The following is a 15109-nucleotide window of genomic DNA, read 5'->3' as shown; positions in this document are numbered from 1 at the left end:
GCAGCAGCAGGCGTGGCGGACGGGCGTCCGCCCTGGCTTCAGGCGATCGGAGGTCGGATCGCGGGAATCGTACGCGCCGGCAAGCGAGTGGCCGCGGCGGGCATGACGAGCTGGCCTGCGGCTGGCATCTGCGCCAGCTGGCGCAGCATCACGACGCCGGCCGGGCTGTGCTGCAGGCAGTCGCAGCGGCACTCGCCGCCGTCGCAGCAGTCGCCATGGCCGGCGGGCTCGACGGCCGTGTCCACCAGTTCACCGTCCATGCCATGGCAGGGCGACTGCATGCCCGTTTCAGGCATCGGCTGCGCTTCTTGGGCAAAACCCGGCGCCACGCCGCCGGCCACCAGGGCCAGGACGAGCACCAGATACCTCAGGACGCGGAAAACGGACATGGGTGAAGTTTACACCTGACTTGTCGGGCGAGCGTGAGCCTTGCCCCCGGGACAAGGTCAAGCCGGCCCGGTGCGGTCGCTTGAGCAAAGACGCGCTGCGACCCGCCGCGCTTATTGCGGCCCCTGCAGTTCGAGCGGCCGGTCGCGGTGCAGCAGGATCCACTCCGCGTGTTCCTCCAGGCAGGCGCGCCCGAGCGCCAGCAGCAGCTCGCGGCGTTCTTCGTCAGAGGACGCCCGCGCCAGGCGTACGCTGCAGCTCGCGAACAGGCGCGCCATGAACTGGAACTGCTTGATCAGCTCCTTGTCGGCCTTCTTGAACGAATAGGCTTCCCGGATGCCGGCGATCAGCGGCAGCAGGCCCATGAAGATCAGCAGCCCGGCCTGGCTGGCTTCGTCCAGCTGCGGACCCGCGATCGCCAGCACCAGCGCACCGCCCAGGCCTGCCAGCAGCGCCAGGCGACCAAGGCGTTCGGTGTACAGGTAAGCAGTGGCACGTTGCTGGCTTCCCCGGCGGAAATACTCGAGCTGGCCACCTGTGCCATCGGCATCACCGACCCAGTTGTGGATCGTCCACCGCAGCCAGCGCGGATCACCGCCGGCGCCGCTGTCCTGGACCAGGCTGGTACCGCGCATGGCGTGGCGGATCCAGCTCAGTTCCACGTCCTGTTTTTGCAGGAAACTGTCGTAACCCAGGCTGCCGTCGGCCGGCACCTGCACGCCGGCCAGGCGCCAGTACAACTGCACGCGAAGGCCTTCGGAGAGACCGCGGTAATCGAGGTACTTGCGCTGCCACTGCCGGCGCCGGCCAACCCAGGCCACGGCGTAACCCAGCGCGAACAAGCCCAGGAAAGCGAGCACCAGCTCCCGCCTCGGCAACAGGTCGGAATAGACGATGAAGCAAAGGCCCATCAGCACCGCGGCGAAATGGCTTGCCTGCAGGTTGAGCCGGACCCGCTGGCGGAAATGCAGCGCCAGCCAGTCGGCGGCACCGAACAGGCGCTCGATGCGAAGGATACCGGCCGGCACCGGAACGGGCGGATCTGCGGGCAGCAGGCGAGGGTAGTTGGCCTGGATGGCATGCCAGTGTCGCTGGGTGTCGGCATTGAAGGCCGCCATCTGGTTGAAGACGCGCCGATAGGCCTCGGGCAGTCCGCGGGCCTCGGGTACCGAACCATCGGCGGTCACCCAGTGCGCCAGGGTCGGCGCATGCAGTGGCCGCTGGCTTCCCGGCGCCAGCCGCCGCGAGCAGGCGATGTGGAACACCAGGTCGCTCTCGTCGTCGGCCAGCAGGTTCGGGGCGACGTCGCGTTCGCCAAGCTCGGGCATGACGTTGGCGATATGGAAATCAACCACCTGGCCGGTGCCGCCCAGGGCCGTGCTCGGGCGGCCGTCCCACAGCGCCAGCAGCACCTGGCAGTGCGAAGAAACGAACATGCCCAGCTGCGCGTACTGGCGGTTGCGCGCTTCGCCGCGCTGCCGGATATCTTCGGCGCTGACGCCGGGCGCCAGCGGCAGTACGCGGACCTCGCTGCCGTCCAGCAGGTCCCGGAACTCGGCCAGGGAGTCCGGGGTTTCGAAATCCTGCTCGTATTCCTCGACGGCAAATGGCAGTGGCACGAACAGCGGCACCGCCATCGCTCGGGCCGCACGGGCCGCGATGCGGTCGCCACCCTCGGCCAGCGGGTTGAGCATGAGCAGCGGAAGGTCCGGGAAGTCGCGCCTGAGTCGCTGGATCAGCTGGACGACGCGCGCCTGCAGGGCCTCATGTTCCCCGACCGGGATGTCGCGATGGCCGGTGACGCCGATCACCAGGTTCAGGAGGGCATCGCGAACCTGGGGCATCGGGAGGAGGCAGCCGGTATGGGATTCCGTTTCAGCCAACGCATGCGGGGGCTGGGGTGGGACAGATCGTATTTGACATAATATACATTATGCGCACCTACTCAAGCTTGACCCAGAGCAGGTTCGCTCCGACAACCCCCAACGTAAACTCCGGCCATGGCCACCCCGAAGCCCGCCGTCCCGACGCTACCGGAAGCACGCCGCAGCCCGCTCTGGTTCGGCCTGCTGCTGTTCCTGGCAGCGCTCGCCGGCTCGGTCTGGTTCGTCGGCAAGCTCACGGCCTTCGGCGAATCCCTGGAGAAGCGCCACGGGCTGGCCATCGTCAGCACCGCGGCCGCGCTGCTCGACGCCGGGAGCATCGCCTCGCTGCGGGGCCATCCGGATGATGCGGGCACCGCCACCCATGAACACGTGCGGGTCCAGTTGGCCAAACTGCACCAGGCCAACCCGGGCTTCCGGTTCGTTTACCTGATGCGGCCGGTGGATTCCGGTGCACAGAGCTTCCTTTTCCTGGCGGACGCCGAAGACCCCGAATCGCCAGACTACTCGGCGCCAGGCGATGTCTATAGCGGCCCCTCGGAAAACCTGCGCCTGCTGGTCAACACCGAACAGCCGGTGTTCTCTGGCGTGGTCGAGGATGAATGGGGCACCTGGGTCAGCGCGCTGGCCCCGATCCACCATGAAGGCCGGCTGGTGGCCCTGCTTGGCGTCGACCTCGCCCAGGAAGACTGGCTCAGCGCCCGTGAGCGCTACCGCGGCATGGCGCTGCTCATTTCGGGCCTCGTGCTGGCGCTCATCGCGCTTTTCCTGCTGGGCCTGGAACTGCAGCGCCGGGCCGGCCTGCGCACCGCGGCGCTCGGGCAGGTGCTTTCGGAGCGACTGGCCGAACTCTACCGGGCTCAGGAAGGCCAGCGCCTCGCCGACGTCGTGGTTCGCCACACCAGCGAAGCGATCATGGTGCTCGACCCGCAGCTTCGCATCCTGCGCGTCAACCCGGCCTACGAAAAGCTTTCCGGCCGCCGCGCCGAGGACGTCATCGGCCGCGTGCCCCCTGCCCTGACCCTGGACCCGGGGCTGCAGGCGCGCGTCGAAGCCGCGATCGCCGCCGGCGACCACTGGCAGGAGGAGATCTGGGCCCTGCGCGACGACGGCAGCCAGTATCCGGTCGGCGCGCTGGCCGAAGTGGTTCGCGACGACGCCGGAGACATCGAACACTTCGTCGTCGTGCTGCAGGATGTCTCGGCGCAGAAGGAACTGGAAGAGCGCCTGCGCGAACTTTCCGCCACCGACGGCCTGACCCGCATCGCCAACCGCCGCAGCTTCGACGAAGGGCTCGTGCGCGAGTGGGAGCGTTCGATCCGCCAGGGCTGCGAACTCTCGGTGATCATGGCCGACATCGACTTCTTCAAGCGCTACAACGACCACTACGGCCACGTCGCCGGCGACGCCTGCCTGCAGCAGGTCGCGGCGGCGCTGAAGGCGGGCGTTCGCCAGGGCGGCGACCTGGTTGCCCGTTACGGCGGCGAGGAGTTCGCGGTCATCCTTCCGGGTGCCGACGCCGCGGCTGCGCTGGCCGTGGCCGAGGCCTTGCGCCGGCGCGTCGAGGAACTCGCCCTGCCCCACGTCGGCAACGAGGCCACCGGCGTGGTGACCATCAGCCTCGGCGTCGCCACCATCCGGCCCTCGCATGAGGTCGCGCCCACGACGCTGGTGGAAAAAGCCGACCAGCAGCTTTACCGGGCCAAGGCAGGCGGCCGCAACCGCGTCGAGGCCTGAGCCGGCCGCGGGTACAATGCCCGCATGGCCAAACCCAATCCGCTACAGGAACAACTGCTCAAGGCCGGCCTGGCCAAGAAATCGAAGGTGGCCCAGGTCGCCCGCGAACAGGACAAGGCGCGCCTTGGCAAGGGCAACATGGACCCGGACGACATCCGCCGCGAAGCCGAGCGCGTGCGCGAGGAAAAGGTCGCCCGCGATCGCGCCCTGGCGGCGCAGCAGAAAGCCCGCGTCCAGGCCGCCGAGCTCAAGGCCCAGGCGCGCCAGATCATCCGCGACAAGAAGCTGCCGCCCGAAGGAGAAAGCGAATACCGCTTCACCGCCGACGGCGCCATCCGGACGGTGCTGGTCAGCGACGAACTCCGCCGCAAGCTGTCGGCCGGCCAGCTCGTGATCGCACGACTGGATGACCGCTACGTGCTGCTGCCACGTGCCGCCGGCGAGAAGGTGCGCGAGCGCGACGCCTCGCTTGTGGTGCTCGACCACGGCGTACCGGCCGGCACCCCGGCGGACGCGCCATCGTCGGAAGACGACGCTTATTACGCGCAGTTCAAGGTGCCCGACGACCTCATCTGGTGAGGCCAGGCAACCCGGACGCCCGTGCAGGCTGCACGGGCAGCCTGCATTTTCCAAGACCAATCCCGGTCAGCGCGAGCGGGCTCAGGACGAATTCTTCCGCCCCGAGCCGGACTTGTTGCCGCCACCGTCCTCCTTGTTGACGGTGGCCCAGGCGCGTTTCTCCGCCTCTTCCTGCGACACACCGCGCTCCTTGTAGCTTTCCTCGATGTGCTCGGCCTTGCGCTTTTGCTTGTCGGTGTAGCTGGACTTATCTCCGCGCGGCATGGCGTCCTCCTTGTTGGTACGGAACTTGGAAGGTACTTGGTGCAATCCACGAACCATGCCAATCCGGAGGCTGCATGAACCCCTATCTCCGCTTCGCCCTGATGCTGCTCACGTCCGGCCTGCTGATGTACGGGCTGATGTACCTGCACACCTACGAAACCGGCCACGTTTTCTTCAGCCAGACGCGCGCGTGGATGACGGTGATCATGGTGGCCGGCATGGCCGTGGCGATGCTCGGTTTCATGCGGGGCATGTACAAGGACAAACGCATCAACCTCGGCATCCTCGTCGCCGCGGTGGGCGTCTTCGCCGGCAGCCTGTGGCTGGTCCGCAGCCAGTCGACGGTGGACGACGTCTCCTACATGAAGGCGATGATCCCACACCACTCCATCGCCATCCTCACCAGCAAGCGCGCCCGCATCGAAGATCCCCGGGTACGCGAACTCGCGGATGAAATCATCGCCGCCCAGGAGCGCGAGATCGCGGAAATGAAGAAGCTGATCGAGGATCTCGAATCACGCTAGCAAATGGCTGCCGGTTCACCGTTCACCGTCGGGAAACAGCCACCCGTGTATAGCTGGTGGTGACTGCAAACACAGCGGAGGCAAACACCATGAAGACCAAACATGTATTCCTCGCGCAGGATGTTGATGTCGCCGCCAGCGCCGTCGGCGCCTTGCGCCAGGCCGGCGTCGCGGACGAGGACATCGCGCTGATCGCACGTTCGGACCTTGAGATGGAGGTGATTCCCGAACAGTTCCGCGAATCGCGCACCGATTTCATGCCCGCGGCCGCGAAGGGCGCGCTGGGCGGTGGCGCCACCGGCCTGGTGGCCGGCCTGATCGCCGTGGCGATTCCCGGCTTGGGCGTCACCCTTGCGGGCGCGGCCGCCATCGCCGCCGCCGGCGCGGCGGCGGGCACCTGGTCCGCCGCGCTGATGGGCTCTGCCCTGCCCGACCCGGTGCGCCAGAAGTTCGAGGACGAGGTCAAGGCGGGCCGTCTGCTGCTGGTCGTGGATGCCACGGATGAAGACCACGCGAAGCTCGAGCCCCTGCTCGTCCAGGCCGGCACCCGCCGGCTCGCGTTCGAGGAAAGTTCGCAGATGACCTGAGTCGATTTCACGGCCCGAATGCGGGCGGCGGGGCAAGCTGTCGGCCTGGAACTTCCGTCAGGTGCCCCATGTCCCGCCATCTCCGACTCGTCTACGCCAGCCGTTCGACCTTCGCGCCCATCCGCGAAGGCGCCGGCATCCACCCGGAAGTCGCGCGCATCCTGGTGCAGTCGCGGCGCAACAACGCCCGGCAGCGCATCGTGGGCGGTCTGTACTTCGCCGATGGCAGCTTCTTCCAGTGCCTGGAGGGACGCGAGTCCGAAGTCCAGGCGCTCTACGACCGGCTTGCTGCCGACCCGCGCCATCGTGATGTCCGCCTGCTCGACCGACGCGAGATCGACGAACCGAGCTTCGGCGAATGGGCCATGAAGCACGTACCCAACGCCCCGGAGGTGCAGAAGCTACTGGCCCGCCACGGCCGCAGCGGCTTCGACCCGCACTCTTTCCCGCCCGCCCTGGTCGATGAAATGGTCGGCTTGCTCCTCGAGCGCCCCGACGTCGCGCCACCCGGGGAGCCAGTGACCGGCCTCGAACCATCGGCGCGGCACATGCTGCTGGCGCGGGTAGCCGTGGCCACCGGCTTGGTCGTGGCCGTCGGCGCAGCGGCGGCGAGCTGGCTGCGCTGAGCCTGGGGTCCTGGGAGGCCCCGGGGTTCAGGCACTTGACCCGGGTCAAGCCACTGCCCGGGGAATCGGCGTAGTGTGTGCGCTGAAATGAAGCGATTGCGACGCCACCGCCTGTGCGCACCCCTCTCCATCCTGGCGATGGTGGCGCTGCTTTGGACGCAGCTCGCCCTGGCCAGCCATCCGGCCTGCACCTTGGCGAGCATGGCCTTTGGCACCGCCCATGCGGCGTCGGCGGCCCAGGCTGCAGCTGACGAGCCTCCCTGCCATCCGCCGTCATCTGCGACCGCGGAAGCTTCGCCCGTATGTGACACGCATTGCAGCCGGACCGACCTGAATTCCGACGCGGCGCGCGTGCTTGCCGTTCCGGCCCTGGGTCCGCTGCCGATCGTGCCCGTCGTGACGCTGCGACGCTTGCCGCGGGAACCCGAGGCCAGCCAGGCGCCGGGGCCGCAGCCATCCTGGCACGGGCCGATCCGACACCCCGCCAGTCTTCTGCTGATTTGATCTCCTGTCGCTGACCGGCCGGCGCTGCTGTGCGCCTTGGCCGGGTGCATCGGCTCGGCCGCAATCCGTGGCCGCCGCCGTCCGACCCACTTCTGCGGCCCCGCTGGCCTGCAGCCGTGCAAGGCGACCTCCATGAGATCCCCGTATTCCCATTCAGTGCCAGGGCGCCCCCCTGCCCCTTTCCCCGGTCAGGTGCTGCATGCCCTGGCCTTGACCCTGGCCATTCTGTTTTCCGCCCAGCCATTGGCGTTGGCCAAGACGCCGGTTCCCGGCGCCGACCTGGCCTCGGTGCGCACCTGGCTGCTGACCCACAATCCGGACCTGCAGGCCATGCAGGCCGACGCCGAGGCCGCACAGGCACGAATCCATCCCGCCGGGGCCATGCCCGACCCGAGGGTCGAGATCAGGCTGCAACGCATGGGCGACACCGGCTCGGCGTTTTACGGCGTGAAGCAGCCCATACCGCTATGGGGCAAACGCGGTCTGGCACGCGACATCGCCCGACGACAGGCCGATGCCGCAGGCCTCGAACGCGAGGCCGCGGCCCTGGACCTGCTGGCCCGGGCCGAGCAGGCCTACGTGCGCTTCTGGCATGCGGGCACGGGTGTCGAAGTGCTGGACCGCCAGGTCCGGTTGCTGGCGCAGATGGAAGAAATCGCCCGCCTGCGCTATTCGTTGGGCGTGGCGGCGCAGCAGGACTCGATCCGCGCCCAGGTTGCCCGCACTACCCTCCAGGCGGAGCGAATCCGCCGGCTGGCGGTCCGCGACGAGGCGATGGCCGCTTTGAACGCTGCCTTGGGCCGTCAGGCTGATGCGCGCCTGGCCGAACCCGCGGACGAACCCGTGCTGGCCTTGCCCACCGCCTCGCTGGGCGACGCCCTGGGCTTGCTGGCCATGTCCCGGCATCCCGCCCTGGAAGCCAGCACCGCGATGGCCGGCGCGGCCGACATTGCCGCCCTGCTCCAGCGCCGCCAGCGCTTTCCCGACCTCACGCTCGGCGTCGGGCGCATGCGGCGCGACGACCAGGCGGACGCCAACGAAATCATGTTCGAAGTGGAGATCCCGCTGCAGCAGCGTGCACGCCGCGAGCGCGAGCGCGAAGCCCGGCAAATGGCTGTCGCCGCAAGGGCGCGAACCGAGGCGCTGGAGACGGCGCTTCAAGGCCAGTTGGGCCAGGCATGGGCGCAGGCCGGCAGCGCACGCGAACGGCGCCAGCTGATCGAACAGACCCTGCTGCCGCAGGCCCAGGCCAACTTCGAATCCGCCCTCGCCAGCTACCGGGTCGGCGAGGTCGACTTCGGCACCCTGCTCGAGGCCCTGGATGGGTGGCTGGGTGCCGACCTTGCCCGGGCCGATGCCCGTCGCGATGAACTGATTGGCGCTGCGGCCGTGCGCGCCCTGCTCGGGAGTGTCGAATGAACCGGAACACCATGATCATGCTCGTCACCGCCGTTGTCGCGGCCCTGGCGATCGGCTGGTGGGCCGGGCGTGAGTTCGCGCCGGTCGTTGAAACCGCGGGCACGCACGCCAGCGACGCCGCGCCTGCCGAACGCCAGATCCTCTACTACCGCAATCCCATGGGGCTGGCCGATCCGTCGCCGGTTCCCAAGAAGGACTCCATGGGCATGGATTACATTCCCGTCTATGCCGGCGAGGAGCCCGAAACCGAGCCGGGAACCGTCGTCATCCCTCCCGGCAAGGTCCAGCTTCTGGGCGTGCGCACGGAAGAAGCCGTGCACGAAGCGCTGTCGGGCACCGTACGCGCCAGCGCGAGCGTCGAGATCGACGAGACCCGGGAATTCGCGGTCGCCCCGCGCTTCGAGGGCTGGATCGAAACCCTCCATGCGAACCAGACAGGGATGGCGGTCGAACGCGGCCAGCCGCTCATGGCGATATACAGCCCGGAACTGGTCGCGGCCCAGGGCGAATACGACGTGGCGGATGCGGCGGCCAGGCGCCTGGCGCAAAGCGACCCCGCCAGCGCCGCCACCATGCGCCGATTGCGTGATGCAGCCCGCACGCGCTTGCGCAACTGGGAGGTGTCGGGGGCCAGCGCCACGCGCCAGGGAGATGCGGCACGCCTGCTGATCTCGTCGCCCGCCGATGCCGTGATTGTCGAAAAACCCGTCGTGCAGGGCGACCGGTTCGAGCCTGGCGAGACGGTCCTACGGCTTGCCGACCTTTCCACGGTGTGGGTCGTTGCGCAGGTACCGACCTCGTCTTCGGGGGACCTGGCGATCGGTTCCCGGGCCATCTTCGAGACCCCGAGCCTGCCCGGCCAGCGCTTCGAGGGTGAGGTGAGTTTCATCCAGCCCGTGGTCGACATGGCAAGCAGGACCGTCGGTATCCGGGTCGTCCTGCCCAATCCGGATGGCGTCATCCGTCCGGGTCTTTTCGGAACCGTCGAACTCGTCGGTGGTGCCGTCGAACACTACGTCACGATTCCCCGTTCGGCCGTCATCGATTCCGGGACCCGCCAGCGCGTGTTCGTGCAGACGGCACCGGGCCGCTTCGCGCCGCGCGACGTCGAGCTCGGCGCACGCGCGGGCGACCGGGTCGCGGTGCTTTCTGGCGTCAAGGCCGGTGAGTCCGTCGTAGTGTCGGCGAACTTCCTGATCGATGCCGAGAGCAATCTGCGCGCGGCTCTGGAGTCGATGGAGTCCGCCGGGCCGCCGGAGCCGACGGCGCCGGCCGACCCGCACGCCGGTCACGACGGAGACCACTGACATGCTGGCCCGCCTGATCGAATGGTCCGTGCGCAACGTCATCCTGGTGCTGGTGATGACCGTCGCCGTCACCGCCGCCGGCATCTACGCCGTGGCCAGGACCCCCCTTGACGCCCTGCCCGACCTGTCCGACGTGCAGGTGATCGTATTCACCGAAGTGCCTGGGCAGGCGCCGCAGGTGGTCGAGGACCAGGTCACCTATCCACTGACCACGGCCATGCTGGCCGTGCCCAAGTCGCGGGTGGTCCGTGGCTTCTCCTTCTTCGGCGCATCCTTCGTGTACGTGATCTTCGAGGACGGCACGGATATCTACTGGGCACGCTCCCGCGTGCTCGAATACCTCAACAGTGCGTCCAGCCAGATGCCCGATGGCGTCACCCCCACGCTGGGGCCCGACGCCACGGGCGTGGGCTGGGTCTACCAGTACGTCCTGGAGGGCGAACAGTGGTCGCTCGACCAGCTTCGCGCCATCCAGGACTGGTACGTGCGCTACCAGCTGGCCAAGGCCCCGGGAGTGGCCGAAGTCGCCAGCGTCGGCGGCTTCGTGCGCCAGTATTCGGTAACGGTCGATCCCGGACGCCTGCGCCAGTACGGGGTGCCACTTTCCCGTGTCTCCGAGGTCATCGCCGCGAGCAACCGCGACGTCGGCGGACGCGTCCTGGAAATGACCGAAACCGAATACATGATCCGGGGCCGCGGCTACCTGCGCGGCATCGGGGACATCGAGCAGCTGGTGGTAAAGGCCGAGGGCGGAACCCCGGTCCTTGTCGGGGACGTGGCCCGGGTGGAGCTGGTGCCGGCCGGGCGGCGCGGCATCGCCGAACTCAACGGCGAGGGCGAGGTGGTCGCCGGCATCGCCGTGGCACGCTATGGCGAGAACGCCCTGGCGGTCATCGACGGACTCAAGCAAAAGATCGCCGAGATCGGACCGGGACTGCCCGAGGGCGTCAGCATCCGGACGGTGTATGACCGCTCCGACCTGATCCACCGGGCCATCGCCACGCTGCGCTGGACCCTGGTCGAAGAAAGCCTGATCGTCGCCCTGGTCTGCTTCGTTTTCCTGCTGCATGTCCGCAGCGCCCTGGTGGCCATCATCATGCTTCCGGTCGGCGTGCTCATTGCCTTCCTGGCCATGCGCCTGCTGGGCATGAACTCGAACATCATGAGCCTGGGCGGCATCGCCATCGCCATCGGAGCCATGGTGGACGCCGCCATCGTGATGATCGAGAACGCGCACAAGCACATCGAGCGCGACGACGGCGGCACGCCACGCATGCAGCTGATCATCAACGCCTGCCGCGAGGTCGGCCCGGCCCTGTTCTTCAGCCTGCTGATCATCACGGTGTCGTTCATGCCGGTATTCGCGCTCGAGGCCCAGGAAGGCCGCCTGTTCCAGCCGCTGGCCTTCACCAAGACCTTCGCCATGGCCGCGGGCGCATTGCTGTCGGTAACCCTGGTGCCGGTGCTGATGCTGCTTTTCATTCGTGGCCGGATCCTGCCCGAGGCGAAAAACCCCGTGAACCGGGCGCTGATCGCGGCCTATCGGCCGGTCATCGCCGTCGTGCTCAGGCACAAGGCCGCCACCCTGGTGGTGGCCCTGGCCGTCATGCTGGCCTCTGCCTGGCCCGCCATGCGACTGGGCAGCGAATTCATGCCGACGCTAAATGAAGGGACCCTGCTTTACATGCCAAGCTCCCTGCCCGGCATGTCGGTGACCAAGGCCGCCGAGCTCCTGCAGCAGCAGGACCGGATCATCAAGACCTTTCCCGAGGTCGAGTCGGTTTTTGGCAAGGCAGGCCGCGCCCGGACCGCCACAGACCCGGCGCCGCTGGAGATGTTCGAGACGACCATCAACCTCAAACCCGCAAGCCAGTGGCGCGAGGGCATGACCGTGGACAAGCTGGTTGCCGAAATGGACGCGGCCCTGCAGTTCCCGGGCGTGGCCAACTCCTGGACGATGCCGATCAAGGCCCGCACCGACATGCTCGCCACCGGCATCCGCACCCCGGTCGGCATCAAGGTCTTTGGCTCCGACCTGGGCGAAATGGAGCGGCTGGCCAGGAAGATCGAAGCAGCCGTTCGCACCGTGCCAGGAACGACCAGTGTCTACGCCGAGCGCCTGACCGGCGGCTACTATCTCGACATTGATCCCGACCGGCAGCAGCTTGCCCGCTACGGGCTTGCGGTCGGCGACCTGTTGCAGGTCGTCGCCACCGCCCTGGGCGGCGAACGGGTCACCACGACGGTCGAAGGTCGCGAACGATTCGCGGTCATCGTGCGTTACCCACGGGACCTGCGCGACAGCCCGGAAGCCATTGCCCGGCAGGTGCTGGTGGCGACCCCGGACGGCGCCCAGGTGCCGTTGGGCGAAGTGGCGACCATCAGCATCCGCAAGGGGGCGCCGTCGATCCGCACGGAAAATTCGCTGCTTTCGGCCTACATCTACGTCGACACCCGCGATGCCGACCTGGGCGCCTACGTCGAGGCGGCGCAGGAAGCGGTGGCCCGGGACGTCACGTTCCCGCCAGGTTACTACGCCACCTGGAGTGGCCAGTACGAGTACATGCAGCGTGCCACCGCCAGGATGAAGATCGTGGTGCCGGTCACGCTGGCCATCATCTTCCTCCTGCTGTACCTCAACTTCCGCCGGGTCACCGAATCACTGATCGTGATGCTTTCGGTGCCGTTTGCGCTGGTGGGTGGCGTCTGGCTGCTCTGGGCGCTTGACTACAACCTCAGCGTTGCCGTCGCCGTGGGCTTCATCGCCCTGGCTGGCGTGGCCGCCGAAACAGGCGTGGTGATGCTCATTTACCTCGACCACGCGCTCGAAGGTCGAATCACGGCCCGCGGCCACCGGGGCGAGCGACTGACCCGGGGCGACGTCGTAGACGCGATCGTCGAAGGCGCGGTCGAGCGCGTCCGGCCCAAGATGATGACGGTGGTGGCGATCATGGCCGGCCTGCTGCCAATCATGTGGAGCACCGGCACCGGATCGGAAGTCATGCGCCGCATCGCAGCGCCCATGGTGGGCGGCATGGTGTCCTCGACCGTATTGACCCTGGTCGTGATACCAGCGATCTACGCCCTGCTGAAGATCCGGCGCCTGCCGGCACCGACAAAGGACCACCGATGAGCACCCACGAGCACGTCCACCCGCAGCCAATGACCCCGGCACCGGTAGATCCGGGCACGGTCTACGTCTGCCCGATGCACCCACAGGTCCGCCAGCCCGGCCCCGGCAACTGTCCGATCTGTGGCATGGCGCTCGAGCCGGAGATGCCTGCACTGGACGACGAAGAGAACCCTGAATTGCTCGACTTCAGCCGCCGGTTCTGGTGGACCCTGCCCCTGACCCTGGTCGTACTGACGCTGGCCATGCTTGGACACCGGTTCGAGGCGTGGCTGCCCACCGACTGGCGCACCTGGGCAGAACTCGTGCTCACCGCCCCCGTGGTGCTCTGGGCCGGCTGGCCGTTTTTCGTCCGCTGCGTGCAGTCCGTCCGCAACCTCAGTCCGAACATGTGGACGCTTATCGGCATAGGCGTCGCGGCTGCGTTCGGCTACAGCGTCGTGGCGACGCTGGCACCCGACCTGTTCCCGGACTCGTTCCGCGAACACGGCCGCATCGGCGTCTACTTCGAAGCGGCCGCCGTCATCGTCTCCCTGACGCTGCTCGGCCAGCTGCTTGAGCTTCGCGCACGCTCCAGGACGTCCGCCGCCATCAAGGGCCTGCTGGGGCTGGCGCCCAAGACGGCCCGGCGCCTTCTGGACGACGGACGCGAGGAAGACATCGCGCTCGGTCATGTCCACGTGGGCGACCGACTGCGGGTGCGTCCCGGTGAAAAGGTCCCGGTGGATGGCCGGGTACTCGAGGGCCGGTCCAACATCGACGAGTCCATGCTGACCGGCGAGCCCATCCCGGTGGGGAAGTCGGAGGGTGACGCCGTCATTGGCGCCACCATGAACGGATCGGGCAGTCTGGTGATCCGTGCCGAGAAGGTGGGCTCGGAGACCGTGCTGTCCCAGATCGTCCAGTTGGTCGCGCAGGCCCAGCGCTCCCGCGCACCCATGCAGCGCATGGCGGACAAGGTCGCATTCTGGTTCGTGCTTTCGGTGCTGGCGATAGCGGTGGCGACGTTCCTGGCCTGGGGCCTGCTGGGCCCGGAACCTTCCTGGACCTTCGCCGTGCTCAATGCCGTTTCCGTCCTGATCATCGCCTGCCCCTGTGCGCTGGGACTGGCTACGCCCATGTCGATCATGGTGGCCACCGGCCGGGCTGCGCAGGGTGGCGTGCTGTTCCGTGACGCCGAAGCGATCGAGAATTTCCGTCGCATAGACACCCTCATCGTGGACAAGACCGGCACACTGACCGAAGGCCGCCCCGCTTTCCGGACCGTGATCGCCGCGAACGGGTTCGCGGAAGAGGATGTCCTGCGGCTGGCAGCCAGCCTCGACCAGGGCAGCGAACACCCCCTCGCCGACGCCATCGTCGCCGAGGCCCGCCGCCGCAACCTGGCGCTCGACACGCCGGACGGGTTCGAATCGTCCACCGGCATCGGCGTGCGTGGCGGTGTTGGCGGAAGGGCGCTTGCCATCGGCAATACCGAGCTGATGCGGGAACAATCCGTCGAAACCGACCTGCTGAGGGACGAGGCCGAGAGCCTTCGCCAAGAGGGCGCGAGCGTCATGTACCTGGCCGTGGACGGGAAACTGGCCGGCCTTCTTGCCGTCTCAGATCCGATCAAGGCGTCCACCCGTGAAGCCATCAGGTCGCTGCAGGACGACGGCCTGCGCATCGTCATGGCGACCGGCGACGGCGCCACCACGGCCCGCGCCGTGGCGCGCGAACTCGGCATTGACGAAGTGCAGGGGGAAGTGCGGCCCAAGGACAAGATCGAGCTCGTGCGGCGGCTCCAGGCAGAGGGCTCGCGGGTCGCGATGGCGGGCGACGGCATTAACGACGCCCCTGCCCTCGCCGGGGCGGATATCGGCATTGCCATGGGCACCGGCACCGACGTGGCGATGTCCAGTGCCCAGGTGACACTGGTCAAGGGCGACCTGCGCGGCATCCTGAGGGCGCGGCGCCTGTCGACGGCCACCGTGGCCAACATGAAGCAGAACCTGGTGTTCGCCTTCCTCTACAACGCGCTTGGGGTGCCGATCGCGGCTGGCGTGCTCTACCCGCTGACCGGCCTGCTGCTCAGTCCCATGATCGCGGCGCTCGCCATGAGCCTTAGTTCGGTATCGGTCGTAGCCAACGCACTACGCCTGGGCAGGCGTAAAATGCCTTGA

The 15109-nt window shown here is 67.9% G+C and carries 12 protein-coding genes and 1 pseudogene; 10 read left to right on the top strand and 3 right to left on the bottom strand.

Annotated features, from left to right (window positions below):
- Window positions 1-38: 38 nt before the first annotated feature.
- Together ACE3TE_RS03795 and ACE3TE_RS03790 are read right to left on the bottom strand one after the other, a co-directional pair.
- Entirely contained in the window at window positions 39-389 is a 351-nt protein-coding gene (locus tag ACE3TE_RS03795) for a CopL family metal-binding regulatory protein (protein ID WP_374602330.1), read from the bottom strand.
- Window positions 390-500: 111 nt separating this feature from the next.
- Window positions 501-2231 carry a hypothetical protein gene (locus tag ACE3TE_RS03790; RefSeq protein ID WP_374602328.1) on the bottom strand — a complete coding sequence of 577 codons (1731 nt, stop codon included), beginning with the start codon at window positions 2229-2231 and terminating at the stop codon, window positions 501-503.
- Between the two features lie 156 nt (window positions 2232-2387).
- Here ACE3TE_RS03790 and ACE3TE_RS03785 point away from each other — a divergent pair, with 156 nt between their 5' ends.
- On the top strand, window positions 2388-4007 hold the full coding sequence (locus ACE3TE_RS03785) for a diguanylate cyclase (RefSeq protein WP_374602326.1): 1620 nt from the start codon (window positions 2388-2390) through the stop codon (window positions 4005-4007).
- 24 nt (window positions 4008-4031) lie between these two features.
- Window positions 4032-4586: a DUF2058 domain-containing protein gene (locus tag ACE3TE_RS03780; protein ID WP_374602325.1), complete on the top strand. Its 555-nt coding sequence runs from the start codon at window positions 4032-4034 to the stop codon at window positions 4584-4586.
- An 87-nt stretch (window positions 4587-4673) separates the two neighbouring features.
- Here the strand turns inward: ACE3TE_RS03780 and ACE3TE_RS03775 are convergent.
- Window positions 4674-4850 (bottom strand): annotated as a pseudogene (locus ACE3TE_RS03775) (HupB); the annotation flags it as partial.
- Between the two features lie 74 nt (window positions 4851-4924).
- Here ACE3TE_RS03775 and ACE3TE_RS03770 point away from each other — a divergent pair.
- The 8 genes from ACE3TE_RS03770 (at window position 4925) to ACE3TE_RS03735 (ending at window position 15109) form a co-directional block, all read left to right on the top strand.
- Window positions 4925-5374, top strand: a complete 450-nt coding sequence (locus ACE3TE_RS03770; protein ID WP_374602323.1) for a DUF305 domain-containing protein — start codon at window positions 4925-4927, stop codon at window positions 5372-5374.
- An 89-nt stretch (window positions 5375-5463) separates the two neighbouring features.
- Window positions 5464-5961: a hypothetical protein gene (locus tag ACE3TE_RS03765; protein WP_374602321.1), complete on the top strand. Its 498-nt coding sequence runs from the start codon at window positions 5464-5466 to the stop codon at window positions 5959-5961.
- Between the two features lie 68 nt (window positions 5962-6029).
- Entirely contained in the window at window positions 6030-6587 is a 558-nt protein-coding gene (locus ACE3TE_RS03760) for a BLUF domain-containing protein (RefSeq protein ID WP_374602319.1), read from the top strand.
- Between the two features lie 87 nt (window positions 6588-6674).
- Complete coding sequence (locus tag ACE3TE_RS03755; protein WP_374602317.1) at window positions 6675-7091, top strand: hypothetical protein; 417 nt, start codon at window positions 6675-6677, stop codon at window positions 7089-7091.
- Between the two features lie 210 nt (window positions 7092-7301).
- A complete protein-coding gene (locus tag ACE3TE_RS03750; protein ID WP_374602315.1) occupies window positions 7302-8510 on the top strand; it encodes a TolC family protein in 1209 nt (402 codons plus the stop codon).
- Window positions 8507-9817, top strand: coding sequence for an efflux RND transporter periplasmic adaptor subunit (locus tag ACE3TE_RS03745; protein ID WP_374602314.1), 1311 nt, complete (start codon window positions 8507-8509; stop codon window positions 9815-9817). Before ACE3TE_RS03750 ends, ACE3TE_RS03745 begins: the two co-directional genes overlap by 4 nt.
- Before the next feature lies 1 nt (window position 9818).
- Entirely contained in the window at window positions 9819-12950 is a 3132-nt protein-coding gene (locus tag ACE3TE_RS03740) for an efflux RND transporter permease subunit (protein ID WP_374602312.1), read from the top strand.
- 29 nt (window positions 12951-12979) lie between these two features.
- Entirely contained in the window at window positions 12980-15109 is a 2130-nt protein-coding gene (locus tag ACE3TE_RS03735; RefSeq protein ID WP_374602614.1) for a copper-translocating P-type ATPase, read from the top strand.

Source organism: Arenimonas sp., assembly GCF_041919775.1.
Taxonomy (GTDB): Bacteria; Pseudomonadota; Gammaproteobacteria; order Xanthomonadales; family Xanthomonadaceae; genus Arenimonas.
This window is presented reverse-complemented; position numbering and strand designations above follow the sequence as displayed.

Bases quoted from the DNA above. Each gene is read 5' to 3' on its own strand.
- ACE3TE_RS03795 (WP_374602330.1), bottom strand. From the start codon at position 389: ATGTCCGTTTTCCGCGTCCTGAGGTATCTGGTGCTCGTCCTGGCCCTG.
- ACE3TE_RS03790 (WP_374602328.1), bottom strand. From the start codon at position 2,231: ATGCCCCAGGTTCGCGATGCCCTCCTGAACCTGGTGATCGGCGTCACC.
- ACE3TE_RS03785 (WP_374602326.1), top strand. From the start codon at position 2,388: ATGGCCACCCCGAAGCCCGCCGTCCCGACGCTACCGGAAGCACGCCGC.
- ACE3TE_RS03780 (WP_374602325.1), top strand. From the start codon at position 4,032: ATGGCCAAACCCAATCCGCTACAGGAACAACTGCTCAAGGCCGGCCTG.
- ACE3TE_RS03770 (WP_374602323.1), top strand. From the start codon at position 4,925: ATGAACCCCTATCTCCGCTTCGCCCTGATGCTGCTCACGTCCGGCCTG.
- ACE3TE_RS03765 (WP_374602321.1), top strand. From the start codon at position 5,464: ATGAAGACCAAACATGTATTCCTCGCGCAGGATGTTGATGTCGCCGCC.
- ACE3TE_RS03760 (WP_374602319.1), top strand. From the start codon at position 6,030: ATGTCCCGCCATCTCCGACTCGTCTACGCCAGCCGTTCGACCTTCGCG.
- ACE3TE_RS03755 (WP_374602317.1), top strand. From the start codon at position 6,675: ATGAAGCGATTGCGACGCCACCGCCTGTGCGCACCCCTCTCCATCCTG.
- ACE3TE_RS03745 (WP_374602314.1), top strand. From the start codon at position 8,507: ATGAACCGGAACACCATGATCATGCTCGTCACCGCCGTTGTCGCGGCC.
- ACE3TE_RS03740 (WP_374602312.1), top strand. From the start codon at position 9,819: ATGCTGGCCCGCCTGATCGAATGGTCCGTGCGCAACGTCATCCTGGTG.
- ACE3TE_RS03735 (WP_374602614.1), top strand. From the start codon at position 12,980: ATGACCCCGGCACCGGTAGATCCGGGCACGGTCTACGTCTGCCCGATG.